Origin of the sequence: Parafrankia sp. EUN1f, assembly GCF_000177675.1 — a bacterium.
In the GTDB taxonomy this organism is placed as follows: domain Bacteria; phylum Actinomycetota; class Actinomycetes; order Frankiales; family Frankiaceae; genus Parafrankia.
The window spans coordinates 33897-49775 of record NZ_ADGX01000037.1 but is presented as its reverse complement, the minus strand read 5'-3'; the positions used below and the strand labels follow the sequence as shown (position 1 = coordinate 49775).

The window sequence follows — 15879 nt, the reverse complement described above, 5'->3', positions numbered from 1 at the left end:
GTGGTGCCGGACCCGCGTGATTGGTCCTGTGTCGGCGGGGTCGGTCGACTCCGCTCTTCTCCGGTAATGACACTCAGCATACCTGAGTCATTCCCACTCAACTCTTATTCGCTGGTGGTGCTGCTGTGTCGGTGGCCGGACGTCGGTGTCGGCAGCGGTGGCGATCCTGGTGGCGGTGCTGGTGGCCGGACGTCAGCGGCGGTGGCCGGGACGCCAGACCACTACCGCTCCGCGTTCGATGGGAACGAGGTCACGCCGATGGCTCGCATGCGCCTCGGCGACCCGGCGGTCGGCCTCGACACGGGCCGCGGCGAGCTCTTCGGCGAGCTGGCGAACCTGGGCCTGCAGCGCGACGACCTGAGCTCCGAGATGGAGGATCTGCCGGATGCCCTCCAGGTTGACGCCCTCCTCCTGGGAGAGTCGCTGTACCTCGCGGAGCAGGGCGACATCGCGGGCGGAGTAGCGCCGGCCACGACCTGCGGTGCGCCCCGGCGTCACCAGGCCGAGCCGGTCATAGGACCGAAGCGTCTGCGGATGCATGCCGGCGAGCTGCGCTGCGATGGAGATCACATAGACCGGCGCGTCATCGTCGTGGGCAGGGCCGGCGGTGGGACCGGGGGGCTGGTAGTAGCCGGTGCCCTGTCCGTCCCCGGGATGCGGGGGAGTCGGCGACCTGCCGGCGGCCTGGCCGCCAGACGGCATGCCGGTACTCGATCGGGATCGGCCACTGGACCCGCGCGCCGCCTGGGGCGGATCCGACGTACGGTTCGGGCGCGCGTTCATGACCGGCCCTCCATCTGGGCAATCAGGGCTTCACGGGGATCCTCGGGGTGTGCCCGCGCGAACTCCTGGAGCGCGGTGCGTGCCTTCGGGGAAAGCTCGGACGGTCGGGGAACCGTCACCTCGAGGGTCACGATGAGGTCGCCGTTCTCCCCGCCGGGGCGGGGCACACCACGACCGCGAGCACGCAGCCGCCGGCCGCTCGACGTCCCGGGCGGCACCTTCACGGTCAACGGAGTCCCGTCGATGGTGGGCACCTTCACCGAGGCGCCGAGCGCGGCCTCGGTGATCGTCACCGGCAGGATGATGGTCAGGTTGTGACCCTCCCGCCCGAAGACCGGGTGGTTCTGGACATGCACGGTGACCTCAAGATCACCGGCTGCTCCGCCACGCTCGCCCGGGGAGCCGCGTCCACGCACGCGCAGGCGCTGGCCGTCACTGACTCCCGCCGGGATCCGGATCCGCTGCTCGCGTTCACGGCGGCCGGTTCCGTGGCAGTCCGGGCACGGGTGGTCGATGAGGCTGCCCTTGCCCAGGCAGTCCCGACACGGCTCGGAGAGCGCGAAACCGCCCTGGGAGCGGGAGATCACACCGAGACCTCGGCAGACCGGGCAGGTTCGCGGCGTGGTTCCCGGCCTCGCGGCGGTTCCTCCGCAGGTCGTGCAGGTCGCAGCCCCCGGCAGCCGCACCGTCGCCTCGAGACCGGTCAGCGACTTCTCGAACGAGATGGTCACCTCGGCCGCGATGTCGGCGCCACGGCGGGGGGCGCGGCCGGGGGCTGACCGCTGGAAGAGATTGTCGAAGATCCCGCCGAGGCCACCCCCGCCGCTGCCATTCAGGAGATCATCGAGATTGATCCCGGAGGTCGGCCCGTAGCCGCCCGGGGCGCCGAACCCGCCCATGCCACCGCGCCCGCCGCCCGCGCCCGGGTAGGCCCCGGACGCGAACAACGCGCGCGCCTCGTCGTACTCACGACGCCGGGTCTCGTCAGAGAGGACGTCGTAGGCTTCGGAGACCTCCTTGAACCGCGCCTCGGCCTTGAGATCCCCGGGGTTCTTGTCGGGGTGCAGCTCGCGGGCAAGCTTGCGGTACGCCTTTTTGATGTCGGCCGCGGACGCGTCCTTGGGGACACCGAGAGCGGCGTAGTAGTCCTTCTCGACCATGTCGCGAACACTCACGGCGCCCCTCCTTCCGTCTTGATCGAGCCCGGCACGCGGGCGTCGGAGGCGTCCGGGCATGCGGAGCCACCCGGCCGCCGGTCAGGTCGGAGCGGGCCGACCCGCCCGGCGCGAGGCGTCGGGCGGGAGGCACGCGAGCGGTCGATCGGCATGCTTCTAGTAGGCCATCTCTTCAGTCGGCGCTGACGGTCGGGCCCCCGCGGTCAGGCCCGGGAATGCTGCCGGTGTCATCCGGCACGGAAGCGTGCTCCCTCCCGGGAGACGCGCCGGGCACCGGCTGACCCTCGTCCGCACGTGTCCCGATGGGCCCGGTATCGCCGGCCTGGACCGATCCGCCCTCATGCCCGCTCCCGTCGACGTCCGCGCCGGCGGCGCCGCCCTCGTCGGATGGCTCGGCGACCGCGACCTGTGCGGCCCGCAGCACCGTGTTTCCGCGCCGATAGCCCGCGCGGAAGATCTCAACGCAGGTCGTCTCGGATACGTCCGACCGGTAGGAGTGCAGCAGAGCGTGGTGCAGGTGTGGGTCGAACACCTCGCCCGGGGCGCCGAAACGCTCCAGACCGGTCGACTCCAGCGCCGCTTCCAGGGACTCGGCGATGGCCTTGAACGGGCCTTCGAGATCGCCGTGGTCCCGCGCACGACCGATGTCGTCGAGAACCCCGAGCAGGGCGGTCAGCAGCTTGGAGACCGCCTGGTCGCCGGCCGCCTCACGCTCCCGGGTCGCCCTGCGCCGGTAGTTGTCGAACTCGGCCTTCAGTCGCTGCAGGTCCGCCGTCCGCTCGCCGAGCTGCTCGTGCAGCGAAGTGACCAGCTCGGTGTCACCGGCGCCGGCGACACCGGCCGAGGCCGGGCCGGCAGGCTCGGCGCCAGAGGCGGCGTGGCCGGTCCCGGCGCGGACCTGGCCCGTCTCCGGATCAATACGGCGCCTGTCCTTGACGATGGGCTCCTCCGGGCCGCCGTCCCCGCCGGCCCGGCTGTGGTCCAGCCGGTGCTCGTCGTGGGAAGGGGTCACTTCGGGTCCTCCTCGTCGACGATCTCGGCGTCAACCACGTCGTCGTCGGTCTGGCCCGCGCCCGGAGCACCCGGGCCGGCCTGCGCACTGGCGGCCTGGGCGTACATCGATTCGCCCATGGCCTGACTGGCCTTGGTGAGCTCATCCGCCGCCTCGCGGATGGCGGCGATGTCGGTCCCGGCGACCGCCCCGCGCAGCGTGCCGAGCTTCTCCTCGACGTCGGACTTCACGGTGGCGTCGATCTTGTCGCCGTTCTCGGCCAGGAAGCGCTCCGTGGAGTACACCAGCGACTCGGCCCGGTTGCGGGTCTCGGCCTCCTCGCGGCGCTGACGGTCCTCCTCCGCGTACTGCTCCGCGTCCTGCACCATGCGGTTGATGTCGTCCTTCGGCAGCGCCGAGCCGCCCGTGATCGTCATCGACTGCTCCTTGCCCGTGCCCAGGTCCTTCGCGGACACGTGCACGATGCCGTTGGCGTCGATGTCGAAGGTGACCTCGATCTGCGGCATGCCACGGGGCGCCGGCGGCAGGCCGGTCAGCTCGAACATGCCCAGCTTCTTGTTGTAGGCGGCCATCTCGCGCTCGCCCTGGAAGACCTGGATCTGCACGGAGGGCTGGCTGTCCTCGGCGGTGGTGAAGATCTCCGAGCGCTTGGTCGGGATCGTGGTGTTCCGCTCGATCAGCTTGGTCATGATGCCGCCCTTGGTCTCGATGCCGAGGGACAGCGGGGTGACGTCGAGCAGCAGGACGTCCTTGACCTCGCCCTTGAGAACACCGGCCTGCAGGGACGCGCCGACGGCGACGACCTCGTCGGCGTTGACGCCCTTGTTCGGCTCCTTGCCGCCGGTCAGGTCACGGACGAGGTCCACGACGGCGGGCATCCGGGTGGAGCCGCCGACGAGCACCACATGGTCCACATCGCTGATCTTGATGCGGGCGTCCTTGACCGCCTGCTGGAACGGGCCCTTGAGGCGGTCGATGAGGTCCTGCGTCATCCGCTGGAACTCCGCGCGGGTCAGCGAGACGTCCAGGTGCAGCGGGCCTTCGGCCGAGGCGGTGATGTACGGCAGGTTGATCGAGGTCTGCGTCGACTGCGAGAGGTTGATCTTGGCCTTCTCGGCCTCCTCGCGCAGGCGCTGCAGCGCCATCTTGTCCTTGCCGAGGTCGACGCCGTGCTGGTCGTTGAAGGTCTTGATGAGGTGATCGGTGATCCGCTGGTCCCAGTCGTCACCGCCGAGATGGGTGTCACCGGAGGTCGACTTGACCTCGACCACACCGTCGCCGATCTCCAGCAGGGAGACGTCGAACGTACCGCCACCCAGGTCGAAGACCAGGATGGTCTGCTCCTTCTCGCCCTTGTCCAGGCCGTAGGCGAGGGCGGCGGCGGTCGGCTCGTTGACGATGCGCAGGACGTTGAGACCCGCGATGGTGCCGGCCTCCGTGGTCGTCTGGCGCTGCGCGTCGTCGAAGTAGGCCGGGACGGTGATGACCGCGTCGGACACCGGCTCGCCCAGGTAAGCCTCGGCGTCCCGCTTGAGCTTCTGCAGGATGCGGGCGCTGATCTCCTGGGGGGTGAACTCCTTGGAGTCCACCTTCATCTTCCAGTCTGTGCCCATGTGGCGCTTGACCGACCGGATGGTCCGCTCCACGTTCGTCACGGCCTGCCGCTTGGCGACCTCGCCGACGAGCACCTCGCCGTTCTTCGCGAAGGCCACGACAGACGGAGTCGTCCGGGAGCCCTCGGCGTTGGCGATCACCGTGGGCTCTCCACCCTCGAGCACGCTCACGACGGAGTTCGTGGTGCCGAGGTCGATACCGACCGCTCGTGCCATGTCTGTATGCCTCTCGATCATGCAGGCCCGCCTGGTGGAGACCGGCGGGACGCTCTTGTTGGTGTGAGCCCCGGACCTGGCTCCAGCGCCGAGGCACGGGGTGCGTGCGACTGCGTGATGCCTGGTCCAACGGGCTCGCCGCACGCTCCTCGCGTCGGAGTCAAGCGCCCGGAGTCGACTTGAGTATGGTCCGCTCAGGATGAACGAACCTAGGATAGCCCGACGAACCTGAGTCTTGTCCACTCAATTTTTCTCCGCCTGCCCGACTGTCACGACAAGACGCCCAGAAGTGACCATACGTGACTCGGGCATCGCTCTAAGACACTTCTGGGTTGCCTGGATGAACAGTCGCAGTCTGGACCGCGCCGCGGACAGTTTCCGGCCCGCGGGACCGGTGTTCGTCGGGGACCAAATCCTCAGATCGACGAGGTCCGGCTTCGGGCTGCCGCCTCTGTCGTTGTCGCCGAGCAAGAAGTGAGGATCTTGGCTGCTAGAACGACCGAAATCCTCACTTCTTGCGGGTCGTCAAGCGACTTCGTGCCCCTGTTTGCACCTATTGGGGCGAATCGCGCGGGCGCGGCGCGGCGGCGCGGGATCCCCATCCCCGGTGGGTCGCCGTGTGGCGGGTGGGCACCGACCGCCAGGTCAATCCGGTGGGCCGGATCCGCCACGCGGGATGCGGGAGCGGCGCGAGGTGGCCGTCGTCGACGGTGCGGATGTCTCGCGGCTCGCGGCTCGCGGCTCGCGGCTCGCGGCGGTCCGCCAGGCGGACAAATGGAACACAGGCCTCATGAGGCGGCGCGGCGCAGCGCGGAGTGGCTGGTGCGCACACCGCGCTGCGCCGCGTCCAGAGCCGCCGCTGGCCTCAGACGGCCTGGGTTAGATGCCGCCGGGAAACCCGGTTGCCTTGCCGAGCCCGGATCTACAGCCTGGAGCCCGGCTCCCCTGGGGGGCCATCCATGGTGTTCCCGCCATCGTGCGCACCCGGCGACACCTGCTGGTCGGTGCCGGCCTGAGCAGGGCCCGCCGCGCCGCCCTTGGAGAGCAGCGGTCGGCCCGGTTCGGCTTTGGAGTCGCCGCCGCGCTCCGGCTGTACTGACGCCAGGATGCGGCGCCCTCGCCTGGCCCCCGGGCGGACCGCGGGGGCGTTCGGAGCCAGCGGCGCGAGCCCGGAGCCGGTGCTGCCCGGCGGCACCACCGAGTCTGCCGTGGCGCCGGCGCCGAACCCCGCCGTGGGCTCGTCGGAGCCGGAGCGGGCCCTGCGCAGGCCCCGGCGTTCGACGAGATCCGCCTGCCGGCCCAGATCCGCTTCGATCTGCGCGAGACGGTCAAGCATCCCGGAGGCATCGCCGCCGTTCTCCTGGATGGTGCGCAGGGCGTCCATCAGGGTGAGCCACTGGTCCCGATCGACGACGATCTGCTCGGCCAGCCGGTTCGACGAGTAGGGCGGAAAGAGCCGCTGGGCGGCGGCCACTACCTCCTGTACCTGCCCGGGGTTGAGACGCCCGGGCTTGTGCCGGATGTACTCGACCACGTCCTTGACGTTCAGGACGGTGACTCCTTCGAGAGCTCCGTCCTTCCACAGGACGCTCGCCTCGACCATCACCAGGATCGGGTAGGTGGGGAACTTCAGCATCGGGAGCGCGGCCCGGATCTGGTTGCGCACCTCGCCGCCCAGCCAGGAGGTCTTGTCGATCGCAGGTTTGAGGGATTCCCCGTCGACCACCGCGCCGCCCTTGGTGTAGCGGACGACGCCCTTGTTGGTGTCACTACAGAGGATCATCACCCCGCCGGGGCCGACCAGCAGGTGGCCGATGGTGGCCTCCGAGTACGGCACGGCCCGGTCGTGAAGGATGACGTACCCGCGCCGGCGCAGCCGGGAGATCGCGTGTGCGGTCTTCCGCTCGGCCTCGGCCGCCTCGCGCAGTGTCTCGACGTCCGGTGACGCACCGAAGGCGGCCACGGCCATGCCACCGGGCCAGATCACAAGGAGGGCCACGAACACGGCGACCCCGAGGCCGGGCAGGCCCAGCCCGAAGCCGATGACCAGGCCGAGGCCGAGGCCGACGATCGCGGCGCGGATGGCCGCCCGAGGAACGTCACGCGCGATGCGGTCACGTCTGACCATCGCCTGGTTCTCCCGCGCACGGAGGTACTCAGTGTGCTGAGAAAAGCCAGGACGCCCGGCCCGACCTGTCGTCGGCCTGGTGCTTGTCACCATCGTGCCCACCATGGATCGCAGGGTCGTCAACGTCGTCGGGACCCGCCCCCAGGAGCGCACCGGGCGCCCTGGTGGCGGCGCTGCTGCCAGCGCGCAGCGTCATGCGCCCCCGACCAGCGCGCGAACGAGCCGCCACGGTCCGGACCAGGACACTGACCCATGGTGGGGCGGGACCCGCGGTCATCTCAAGAGTTGACATCAACCCGCGCGATGATCCATGAGTTGTGGGTCGGTGGCTGGCTGGTCGTTGCGGGCCACAGCGTCAGGTCGTCTGGCCCGACCTGGAAGTAGTGGTCCTGGTCGGGGCTCTCGGTGTGGCTGGTCGGGAACGGACAGTGCGGAGCGTTGTGGTTCTGGCGATTGTCTGCCACTCAAAGTAGCAGGCTCTCCTGCGTCTCGGGCAAGATCGGCCCAATAGGTGCCCGATCCCGCGACGCTCGGACCACGTCGTGGCAGGGTCGGGGGCGGCAGGTGTTGCGAGGTCGGAAGCCGCCCCGGCGACTCGACCTCTCCGGGGTGCAGTGGGTGAATGGAGATGCGATGGAGAGCTGCCGGTGATCTGAACGTGTCCCTGGTCACTCCGCTGGTCACCGGTCGTGCGGTCCCGGCGAGGCTTGCTTTCCGGAGCGCAGCCGGCGGCCGAGGCGCAGTATGCGATGGCCGCGCAGGGCTCCGGAGCCGTGGCCGTTGGTGGTGTGGCTGTCGGGATCGACAAGTTACTGGCCGGTAGGAGTAGGCTCGCCGCGTTGTCGGGCAGCACCCGGGCAGCCCCAGGCAGAGGTGGATAGCACAGCAGATGGAGGACCTGTGAGAATCGCGATCGGTCTAGCGATCACGCTGATCGCTCTCGCGGTGGCCGGCCGCCGCGTCTTCTGGCTGACCAGACTGATCAGGTCTGGCCAGCCCGCAGAGGGCCGGCTTGACGATCTGCCGACCAGGATCTGGACGGAGATCAGCGAGGTCGGAGGCCAGCGCAAGCTGCTGAAGTGGTCCGTACCCGGCCTGGCGCACTTTTTCACCTTCTGGGGATTCACCATCCTCGGGCTGACGATCATCGAGGCCTACGGGGCCCTGTTCGACCACGACTTCCACATCCCGCTGTTCGGCGACTGGGCGATCATCGGGTTCCTGGAAGACTTCTTCGCGGTCGCGGTCCTCGCGGGCCTGCTCACGTTCACCATCATCCGGCTGCGTAACGCCCCCGCCCGGCTGGACCGCAAGTCCCGCTTCTACGGCTCCCACATCGGCCCGGCCTGGGTCATCCTCGGGATGATCACCCTGGTCATCGTGACCCTGCTGATCACGCGTGGCGCCCAGTTCAACGCCGGCACCCACCCGCAGGGCGACACCAAGTGGGCGTTCGCCTCCTGGCTGGTCAGCGAGCCGCTCAGCGCCTTCTCGGTGCACACCAACGAGGACATCGAGACGGCGTTCCTGCTGCTCAACATCGCGATCATCATGGGCTTCCTGGTGCTCGTGGTCTACTCCAAGCACCTGCACATCGGGCTTGCGCCGATCAACGTCATCCTCAAGCGCGAGCCGGTCGCCCTGGGCCCGCTGGGCACGACCCCCGACATCGAGAAGCTGATGGAGGAGGACGAGCCCGTCGTCGGTGTGGGCAAGGTCGAGGACTTCTCCTGGAAGGCCATGCTCGACTTCGCCACCTGCACCGAGTGCGGGCGATGCCAGAGCCAGTGCCCGGCGTGGAACACCGGCAAGCCGCTGTCACCCAAGCTTCTGATCATGGACCTGCGCGACCACCTGTTCGCCAAGGCTCCTTACCTGCTCGCGCCCAAGAAGGACGAGGAGGGCGAGGAGACCACAGCGGCGGCCACCGCGTCCGCCGAGGAGACGTCCGAGAAGCACGCGGTGCACCATGTGCCGGAATCCGGCTTCGGCCGGGTGCCCGAGCCCGGTCAGCCCCAGGTCGACCGACCGCTCGTCGGGACCGAGGAGGAGGGCGGGGTCATCGACCCCGACGTCCTGTGGTCATGCACCAACTGCGGCGCCTGCGTGGAGCAGTGCCCGGTGGACATCGAGCACGTCGACCACATCGTCGACATGCGGCGTTACCAGGTCATGATCGAGTCGGCGTTCCCGTCCGAGGCCGGCGTGATGCTGCGCAACCTCGAGAACAACGGCAACCCGTGGGGCGTCTCACCGCGGTCGCGCACCGAGTGGACCGAAGGTCTGCCCTTCGAGGTCCGCATCCTCGACGAGGGCGAGCAGATCCCGGACGAGGTCGAGTACCTCTACTGGGTCGGTTGCGCCGGTGCGATCGAGGACCGGGCCAAGAAGGTCGCCCGGTCGTTCGCCGAACTGCTGCACACCGCCGGGGTCGAGTTCGCCGTCCTCGGCAGCCAGGAGTCGTGCACCGGTGACCCGGCCCGCCGCCTCGGCAACGAGTACCTGTACCAGGAGATGGCGAAGGCCAACATCGAGCTCCTGAACGAGACCGGCGTCAAGAAGATCGTCGCCACCTGCCCGCACTGCTTCAACAGCCTCGCGCGGGAGTACTCGGCACTCGGCGGCAACTTCGAGGTCGTCCACCACACCCAGCTGCTCGGCAAGCTCGTGGAGGAGCGCAGGCTCGTCCCGATCACCCCGATCGAGTCGTCGGTGACGTACCACGACCCGTGCTTCCTTGGCCGGCACAACAAGGTCTACACCCCGCCGCGGGAGATCCTTGAGGCAATCCCGGGCATCCGGGGGCAGGAGATGCACCGCTGCAAGGACCGTGGCTTCTGCTGCGGCGCCGGTGGCGCGCGGATGTGGATGGAAGAGAAGATCGGCAAGCGGGTCAACGTCGATCGCATGGAAGAGGCGCTCGGCCTCGACCCCGACGTGGTCTCGACCGCCTGCCCGTTCTGCATCGTTATGCTCTCCGACGCGGTGACCGAGAAGAAGCTGGCCGGCGAGGCAAAGGAGAGCGTCGAGGTTCTCGACGTCTCCCAGCTGCTGGCCCGCTCCTTGGCCGCCCCGGCCACGCCCGCCGCCGCGGCTCCGGCGGAGGGCGCGTAACCCTGCCGGTACCGTAGGCAATTCGAACCGACCGGACGGGGCGTGGCGAACGGGCCGCGCCCCGTCCGGCATTTCCGCACCCCGCGCCGCGTGGTTCGGCCACCCGAAGCGGCCTGGGAGACGTCCCACTGGCATGACGGGCCTGTCACGGCAGGCTATGGAGATCGCCCCCAAGCGAGGCGACGCTCGTGCTCGGTCGGCCCGCCTGGTCTGGCCGAGGAGTCCCACGCCGAGGCGCCGCCGCCCCCCGCCGACCCAGTCTGTTCCGCCGACCTGGTCCGTCCCGCAGTCGGTCGGAGCTCGAAGAGCTGAGGCTCAGGCAGTTGCTGCCGGGCAAGGGCTGAGGATTGTGGTCGCTGGAACGACCAAAAGCCTCACCCCTTCGGCTCAACTTCACCCCGAACACCGAAAAATCATGGAAATCGCCGCCGGGGGAGCAGGTACTGCTCGCCTTCCGATCGCTTCTGGCCGTGGTGCCCACCGGGAAGCCCCCCGCATGGGGGCAACCACAGTGAACGGGGACGTCCTCGAGGGGGAGATGACCCCGCCGGGCCAGGGATGCCGGCCGTTCGGGGGTCCGGGGGAAGCCCCCCGAAAAAATAACGGCCCACCGGGAAGCCCCCCGCATGGGGGCAACCACAGTGAACCGGCTCGAGCGGGCGACGGGAATCGAACCCGCGTTGCAAGCTTGGGAAGCTCGTGTTCTGCCTCTGAACTACGCCCGCATGGTGCATCCGCATCCTACCGGACGAGCGCGCCACATGCCGTGGCGCCACCCCTGACTTCTCGTCCAGGCTGGGCTTTCGGACGTGCAGGGTGTCGACGGGCCGATCGGGGGACGGTCTGTGGAGTCGGGTAACTGCGCGGTCGAGTATCACCGATCATGCTGCTCGGACCGGTCGGCGGCACCGGCACCGGCACCGGCGCGGGCGTTTTCGGCGCGGCGTGTCTCGCCACGTTTCACTTCGCTGCTGTCCACCTGGTGCAGGAAGCGCAGCGGCTCCCGGCCTGGGGGCTGCTGCGGGCGTTCGAGCTCCGGGGCGGGGGTACGTCGAGCGTGCAGGCCTGGCCGGGCGGGATCCGGACTTCCTCGCCGTGGTGCACGATGGTCATCCCGTCGCCTTCGAGCACCGTGTAGGTGGCGGACGAGGCGAAGACCTCGACTCGGAGGTGGCGGGACCGTACCCGCAGGCCGAAGGAGAGCCGGGTGAGTCCTTCGGGCAGCCGGGGCGCGAAGGAGAGCAGCCGCCCGGTGTCGCGCAGTCCGCCGAAGCCTTCGACGAGTGCGATCCAGCTGCCGGCGAGGGAGGCCACGTGCAGCCCGTCGCCGGTGTTGTGCTCGATGTCCTTCAGATCCATGAAGGCGGCTTCGCGCAGATAGTCGTGGGCGAGTGAGAGGTGCCCGCATTCGGCGGCCATCACCGCCTGACAGCAGGCGGAGAGCGAGGAGTCCCGGACGGTGAGCGCCTCGTAGTAGGCGAAGTTGCGTACCTTCTGCTCGGCGGTGAAGGCATCGCTGCGCCGCTGCATGGCGAGCACCAGGTCGGCCTGTTTCACGACCTGCTTGCGGTAGAGGTCGAAGTACGGGAAGTGCAGCAGCAGGGGGTACTGCTCGGGCCTGGTGCTGTCGAAATCCCACACCTGGTGATGGGTGAACCCCTCCGACTGCGGATGGACCCCGAGGTGCACGTCGTAGGGGATGTACATGTCGTCGGCGGCATCCCGCCAGTTGGCGGCGGTCTCCGCGTCGACACCGAGGGCGCGTGCGCGCTCGGGGTGGCGCTGGACGGCGTCGGCCGCGCCGATGAGGTTTCGTTGGGCCATGAGGTTGGTGTAGACATTGTTGTCGGCGAGCGCGGAGTACTCGTCGGGTCCGGTTACACCGTCGATGCGGAATTTCCCGGACAGGTCGTGATGCCCGATGGAACGCCACAGCCGGGCCGTTTCGATCAGGATCTCGAGGCCGACCTCCACCTCGAAATCCGTGTCCTCCGTCACCCAGACATACCTGATAACGGCGTCGGCGATGTCGGCGTTCACGTGGTAGGCGGCGGTGCCGGCGGGCCAGTAGCCGGAGCATTCCTCGCCGTGGATGGTTCGCCAGGGAAACGCGGCTCCGTCCAGGTTGAGCAGCTGCGCGCGCTCCCGGGCCATAGGGAGGATGGAGTGGCGCCAGCGCAGCGCGTCGGCGGCGGCTGCCGGTGCCGTGTAGGTCAGTACGGGCAGCACGTAGCTCTCGGTGTCCCAGAAGGCGTGACCGTCGTAGCCCGGGCCGGTGAGTCCCTTCGCGGGGATCGCCCGGCGTTCGGCTCGCGCGCCGGCCTGCAGCACGTGGAACAGTGCGAAGCGGACGGCCTGTTGAACCTCGGCGTCCCCGTCGACCTCGACGTCTGCGCACCGCCAGAACTCGCCGAGGTACTCCTTCTGCTCGTCGACCAGCCCGCTCCACCCGGTCTGGCGGGCGGCGACCAGCGCGGCGACGGCCTGGTCGCGCAGCGCGGGCAGGGAGCGCTGCTCGGACCAGCCGTAGGCGAGGAACTTGATCATTCGGAGTGTCTCGCCGGCGGCCAGGACGGCCGTTGCGGTCACCCGCCCGGCATCGGGCTCGCTTTCCGAGCTCACCCCGAGCGAGCGGGGACCGTCGAAAATGTGGTCCATAGCCGCGGCGACCCGGATGTCGCTGTGCCGGGTGCAATGGACGAGCTCCACCATGGAACCTCGGGCCCGGTGCCGCTCCGAGACGAGCGGTGACTCCAGGACCGCGGCCGCACGCGGATCGCCTCGACGCATCGGAAGCTGCTCGTTGGCGACCAGTTCGGACTGGATGACAATGCGTGCGGAATCGTCCACCGGCTCGATCTCGTAGGAGATCGCGGCGACGGACCGCTGGGTGAAGGAAACCATTCGCTGGGAGCGGATCCTGATGCGCTGACCGGCCGGAGAAACCCAGTCGGCCTCCCTGGACAGCACGCCTTCACGGAAGTCGATTGTTCTGGTGTGAGTCAGCAGATCTCCGTACCGCACGTCGAACGGCTCGTCGTCGACCAGCAGGCGAATAATCTTTCCGTTGGTGACGTTGATGACCGTCTGGCCGGATTCGGGATATCCGTAGCCCGCCTCGGCGTAGGGCAGCGGCCGCAGCTCGTGGACGGAGTTCAGGTAGGTGCCTGGAAGCCCGTGCGGGTCGCCCTCGTCGAGATTCCCGCGCAGGCCCACGTGCCCGTTGGAGAGCACGAACAGCGACTCGGAGCGGGCGAGGGCGTCGATGTCGAGGCCGTGTTCGGTCAGCGACCAGGCCTCGATGAGGTAGTTCGGCTTGCCGATCACACGGTTCTCCCGGCGGCGACGGCACCCAACGCCTGCCCGCCGAGCAGGTCGGCGAGATCTTTGACGACGATGTCGGCGCCGCTGTGCCGCAGGGCTTCGGCGTGGCCGATCCGGTCCACACCCACCACGTAGCCAAAGGCACCGGCCCGCCCGGCCTGCACGCCCGCCACGGCATCCTCGAAGACCGCGGCCGCCTCGGGCTGGACCCCCAGCGCCTGTGCGCCGGCGAGGTAGGTGTCCGGAGCCGGCTTTCCCGCCAGGCCACGTTCCTGCGCGACGAGACCGTCGATGCGCGCGAGCAGCAGCCGCTCGATTCCGGCCGCCCGCACGACTTCGGCGCAGTTGGCGCTGGACGACACGACTGCGCGCGGGACGCCGGCCTGGTCGAGCGCCTGGAGGTATCGCACCGAACCTTCGAAGACCTCGACGCCGTCCCGTTCCATCCGCTGCAGAAGCAGGATGTTCTTCCTGGTCGCGAGGGCGTTGATCGTCAGGCCCGAGGGCGGGTCGCCGGGCGCACCCGGCGGCAGGTGGATGCCCCGCGAGTCCAGGAACGCCCGTACGCCGTCGGCCCGCGGCCGCCCGTCGACGTAGTCGGCGTAGTCGGCGCCGAGGTCGAAGGGAACGTACGGATCACCGGAGCGTCTGGCCCAGTTCTCCAGGAAGTCGTCGAACATCTCCTTCCAGGCGGCGGCGTGCACGGCAGCGGTGCGGGTCAGCACACCGTCGAGATCGAACAGGCACGCCCTGATGTGATCCGGTAGCCCCAACATCGGTCCCCATCCTGGATCAGCGTCAGCCGGCAGGCCGGCAGGCCGGCAGGGAGGCGCCGGCGAGGTCCTACCGGCGGCGACCTGCACACGGTTTCGAGTTCGAGGGGCTACTTACCCCATAACTGCACGCGTTCCACCCCACGGCAACAATCCGGCGCTCTGCGGTAGCGTCCGGGACGTGCTGCTGTCAGATCGGGATATCCGTGCCGAGATCACTACCGGCCGTGTGCGGCTCGATCCCTACGACGAGCGGCTGATCCAGCCGTCCAGTGTGGATCTGCGCCTGGACCGTGCCTTCCGGGTCTTCCAGAACCACCGCTATACCCACATCGACCCGGCCGTCGAGCAGGAGGATCTCACCGAGCTCGTCGCGCCGGAGGGCGACGAGCCGTTCGTGCTGCATCCCGGGGAGTTCGTCCTGGGGTCGACCCTGGAGATCGTGACCTTGCCGGACGACCTGGCCGGGCGTCTCGAAGGCAAGTCGAGCCTGGGGCGCCTGGGGCTGCTCACCCACTCGACCGCGGGCTTCATAGATCCCGGCTTCTCCGGGCACGTGACGCTGGAGCTGTCCAATGTCGCCACGCTGCCCATCAGGCTCTGGCCCGGGATGAAGATCGGCCAGCTCTGCCTCTTCCGGCTGTCGTCGCCGGCCGAGCACCCCTACGGCTCGGCGATCTACGGCTCGCGCTACCAGGGCCAGCGTGGGCCCACCCCGTCCAGGGCCTACCGCGACTTCACTCGGACGACGGTTCCCGAGCTGGCTGAGGTCGCCGAGGTCACAGAGGTCACAGAGGCGCCCGGGTACAACTGATCGTTGGGACCTTCGTGCGGCGTCGAACCCTTGCGGAGGGCCGAAATCGTCGTGCTCGCCCTGGTGGGCGCCGGCCTGGCAACCCCCAGCTCCAGCTCTGCCTTCGACGAGCAGATTTCGATGTCACTCGCCCGTGAACGTTCGAAATGGGGCGTTGATTGCACCCGTTTGAACGAAATCCTCGTGATGCACGGCTGTCGGCACGCTCCACCAAGACCGCCAGCCGGTTGTCCACTTGTCCACAGATCGCCCTCGGTCGTGCGGATCCGTGGTAAAGGGGACGTACACGGCGCGACCGAGTGGCGCACCCACGAACCGCATGGCATCACTCTCCCGTGAGGCCGTCCGCGGGTCGGGGGTGTACGGTGGTCTCGTTGCTCTTCTCCTTGGTGCCGCCGGTCACCACCAGGATGGCATCACGGTAATCGCCAACGGCGGTTGTCGGCACAAAGCAGGAACACCACGTGGGTGCGCCGCAGCAGGGGAACGAGGAAAAAACGTGTCCGAAGGTACTGTCAAGTGGTTCAACGCCGAAAAGGGCTTCGGCTTCATCACCGTCGACGGCGGAGGCCCTGACGTCTTCGCCCACTTCTCCTCGATCGTGGGAGACGGCTACAAGTCCCTCGAAGAGGGGCAGCGAGTTTCGTTCACGATCGAGCAGGGCCAGAAGGGTCCGCAGGCTGCCCAGGTGCAGCCCCTCATCTGATCTGTTCGAACTGCGGCCAGCTCGGCCGGAGATCGGCCTCACGGCCTTCCTCCGGACGAGCCCCATGAGGTCGCGGTAGTCGCGACCGCGGCGGGGTGACAACCGGCCCATCCCCGCCGTCGGTTCGCGGCATGATCGCTGTGCTGTCGCGTCCGTACCCGGATGCGTCCGCGCAGAGGGCCACCGGCAGAGACGTTCAGGCCGGTTGGCCCTTTTTCATG

General features: G+C 68.9%; 9 protein-coding genes, 1 tRNA gene and 1 pseudogene. 3 read left to right on the top strand and 8 right to left on the bottom strand.

All coding sequences use genetic code 11. The features are described 5' to 3' along the window. Window positions 1–192: 192 nt before the first annotated feature. The 5 genes from FREUN1FDRAFT_RS46265 to FREUN1FDRAFT_RS13690 form a co-directional block, all read right to left on the bottom strand. Complete coding sequence (locus tag FREUN1FDRAFT_RS46265; RefSeq protein ID WP_006540663.1) at window positions 193–783, bottom strand: heat shock protein transcriptional repressor HspR; 591 nt, start codon at window positions 781–783, stop codon at window positions 193–195. Continuing rightward, entirely contained in the window at window positions 780–1958 is a 1179-nt protein-coding gene (gene dnaJ, locus FREUN1FDRAFT_RS13705) for a molecular chaperone DnaJ (RefSeq protein WP_006540662.1), read from the bottom strand. Before dnaJ ends, FREUN1FDRAFT_RS46265 begins: the two co-directional genes overlap by 4 nt. Window positions 1959–2130: 172 nt before the next feature. Continuing rightward, complete coding sequence (gene grpE, locus FREUN1FDRAFT_RS13700) at window positions 2131–2970, bottom strand: nucleotide exchange factor GrpE (protein ID WP_006540661.1); 840 nt, start codon at window positions 2968–2970, stop codon at window positions 2131–2133. Continuing rightward, entirely contained in the window at window positions 2967–4799 is a 1833-nt protein-coding gene (gene dnaK, locus FREUN1FDRAFT_RS13695; RefSeq protein ID WP_035951510.1) for a molecular chaperone DnaK, read from the bottom strand. Before dnaK ends, grpE begins: the two co-directional genes overlap by 4 nt. Window positions 4800–5721: 922 nt before the next feature. Next, on the bottom strand, window positions 5722–6927 hold the full coding sequence (locus FREUN1FDRAFT_RS13690) for a nuclease-related domain-containing protein (protein WP_006540659.1): 1206 nt from the start codon (window positions 6925–6927) through the stop codon (window positions 5722–5724). A gap of 900 nt (window positions 6928–7827) precedes the next feature. On the opposite strand from FREUN1FDRAFT_RS13690, the gene FREUN1FDRAFT_RS13680 reads away from it, so the two are divergent. Beyond that, the gene (locus tag FREUN1FDRAFT_RS13680; RefSeq protein WP_006540658.1) at window positions 7828–10041 is read left to right on the top strand and encodes a (Fe-S)-binding protein; all 2214 of its coding nucleotides are present in this window, start codon (window positions 7828–7830) and stop codon (window positions 10039–10041) included. Window positions 10042–10695: 654 nt separating this feature from the next. Here FREUN1FDRAFT_RS13680 and FREUN1FDRAFT_RS13675 read toward each other — a convergent pair. From FREUN1FDRAFT_RS13675 to FREUN1FDRAFT_RS13665, 3 genes and pseudogenes are all read right to left on the bottom strand, one after another. Continuing rightward, window positions 10696–10766: transfer RNA gene (locus FREUN1FDRAFT_RS13675), tRNA-Gly, on the bottom strand. Between the two features lie 149 nt (window positions 10767–10915). Next, a pseudogene (locus tag FREUN1FDRAFT_RS13670) lies at window positions 10916–13368 on the bottom strand (glycoside hydrolase family 65 protein). Continuing rightward, complete coding sequence (locus FREUN1FDRAFT_RS13665; protein WP_006540656.1) at window positions 13365–14141, bottom strand: HAD family phosphatase; 777 nt, start codon at window positions 14139–14141, stop codon at window positions 13365–13367. Before FREUN1FDRAFT_RS13665 ends, FREUN1FDRAFT_RS13670 begins: the two are co-directional and overlap by 4 nt. A 178-nt stretch (window positions 14142–14319) precedes the next feature. Here FREUN1FDRAFT_RS13665 and dcd point away from each other — a divergent pair, with 178 nt between their 5' ends. After that, on the top strand, window positions 14320–14952 hold the full coding sequence (gene dcd / locus FREUN1FDRAFT_RS13660) for a dCTP deaminase (RefSeq protein WP_006540655.1): 633 nt from the start codon (window positions 14320–14322) through the stop codon (window positions 14950–14952). Window positions 14953–15451: 499 nt separating this feature from the next. Continuing rightward, window positions 15452–15658, top strand: a complete 207-nt coding sequence (locus tag FREUN1FDRAFT_RS13655) for a cold-shock protein (protein WP_006540654.1) — start codon at window positions 15452–15454, stop codon at window positions 15656–15658. Window positions 15659–15879 lie beyond the last annotated feature (221 nt).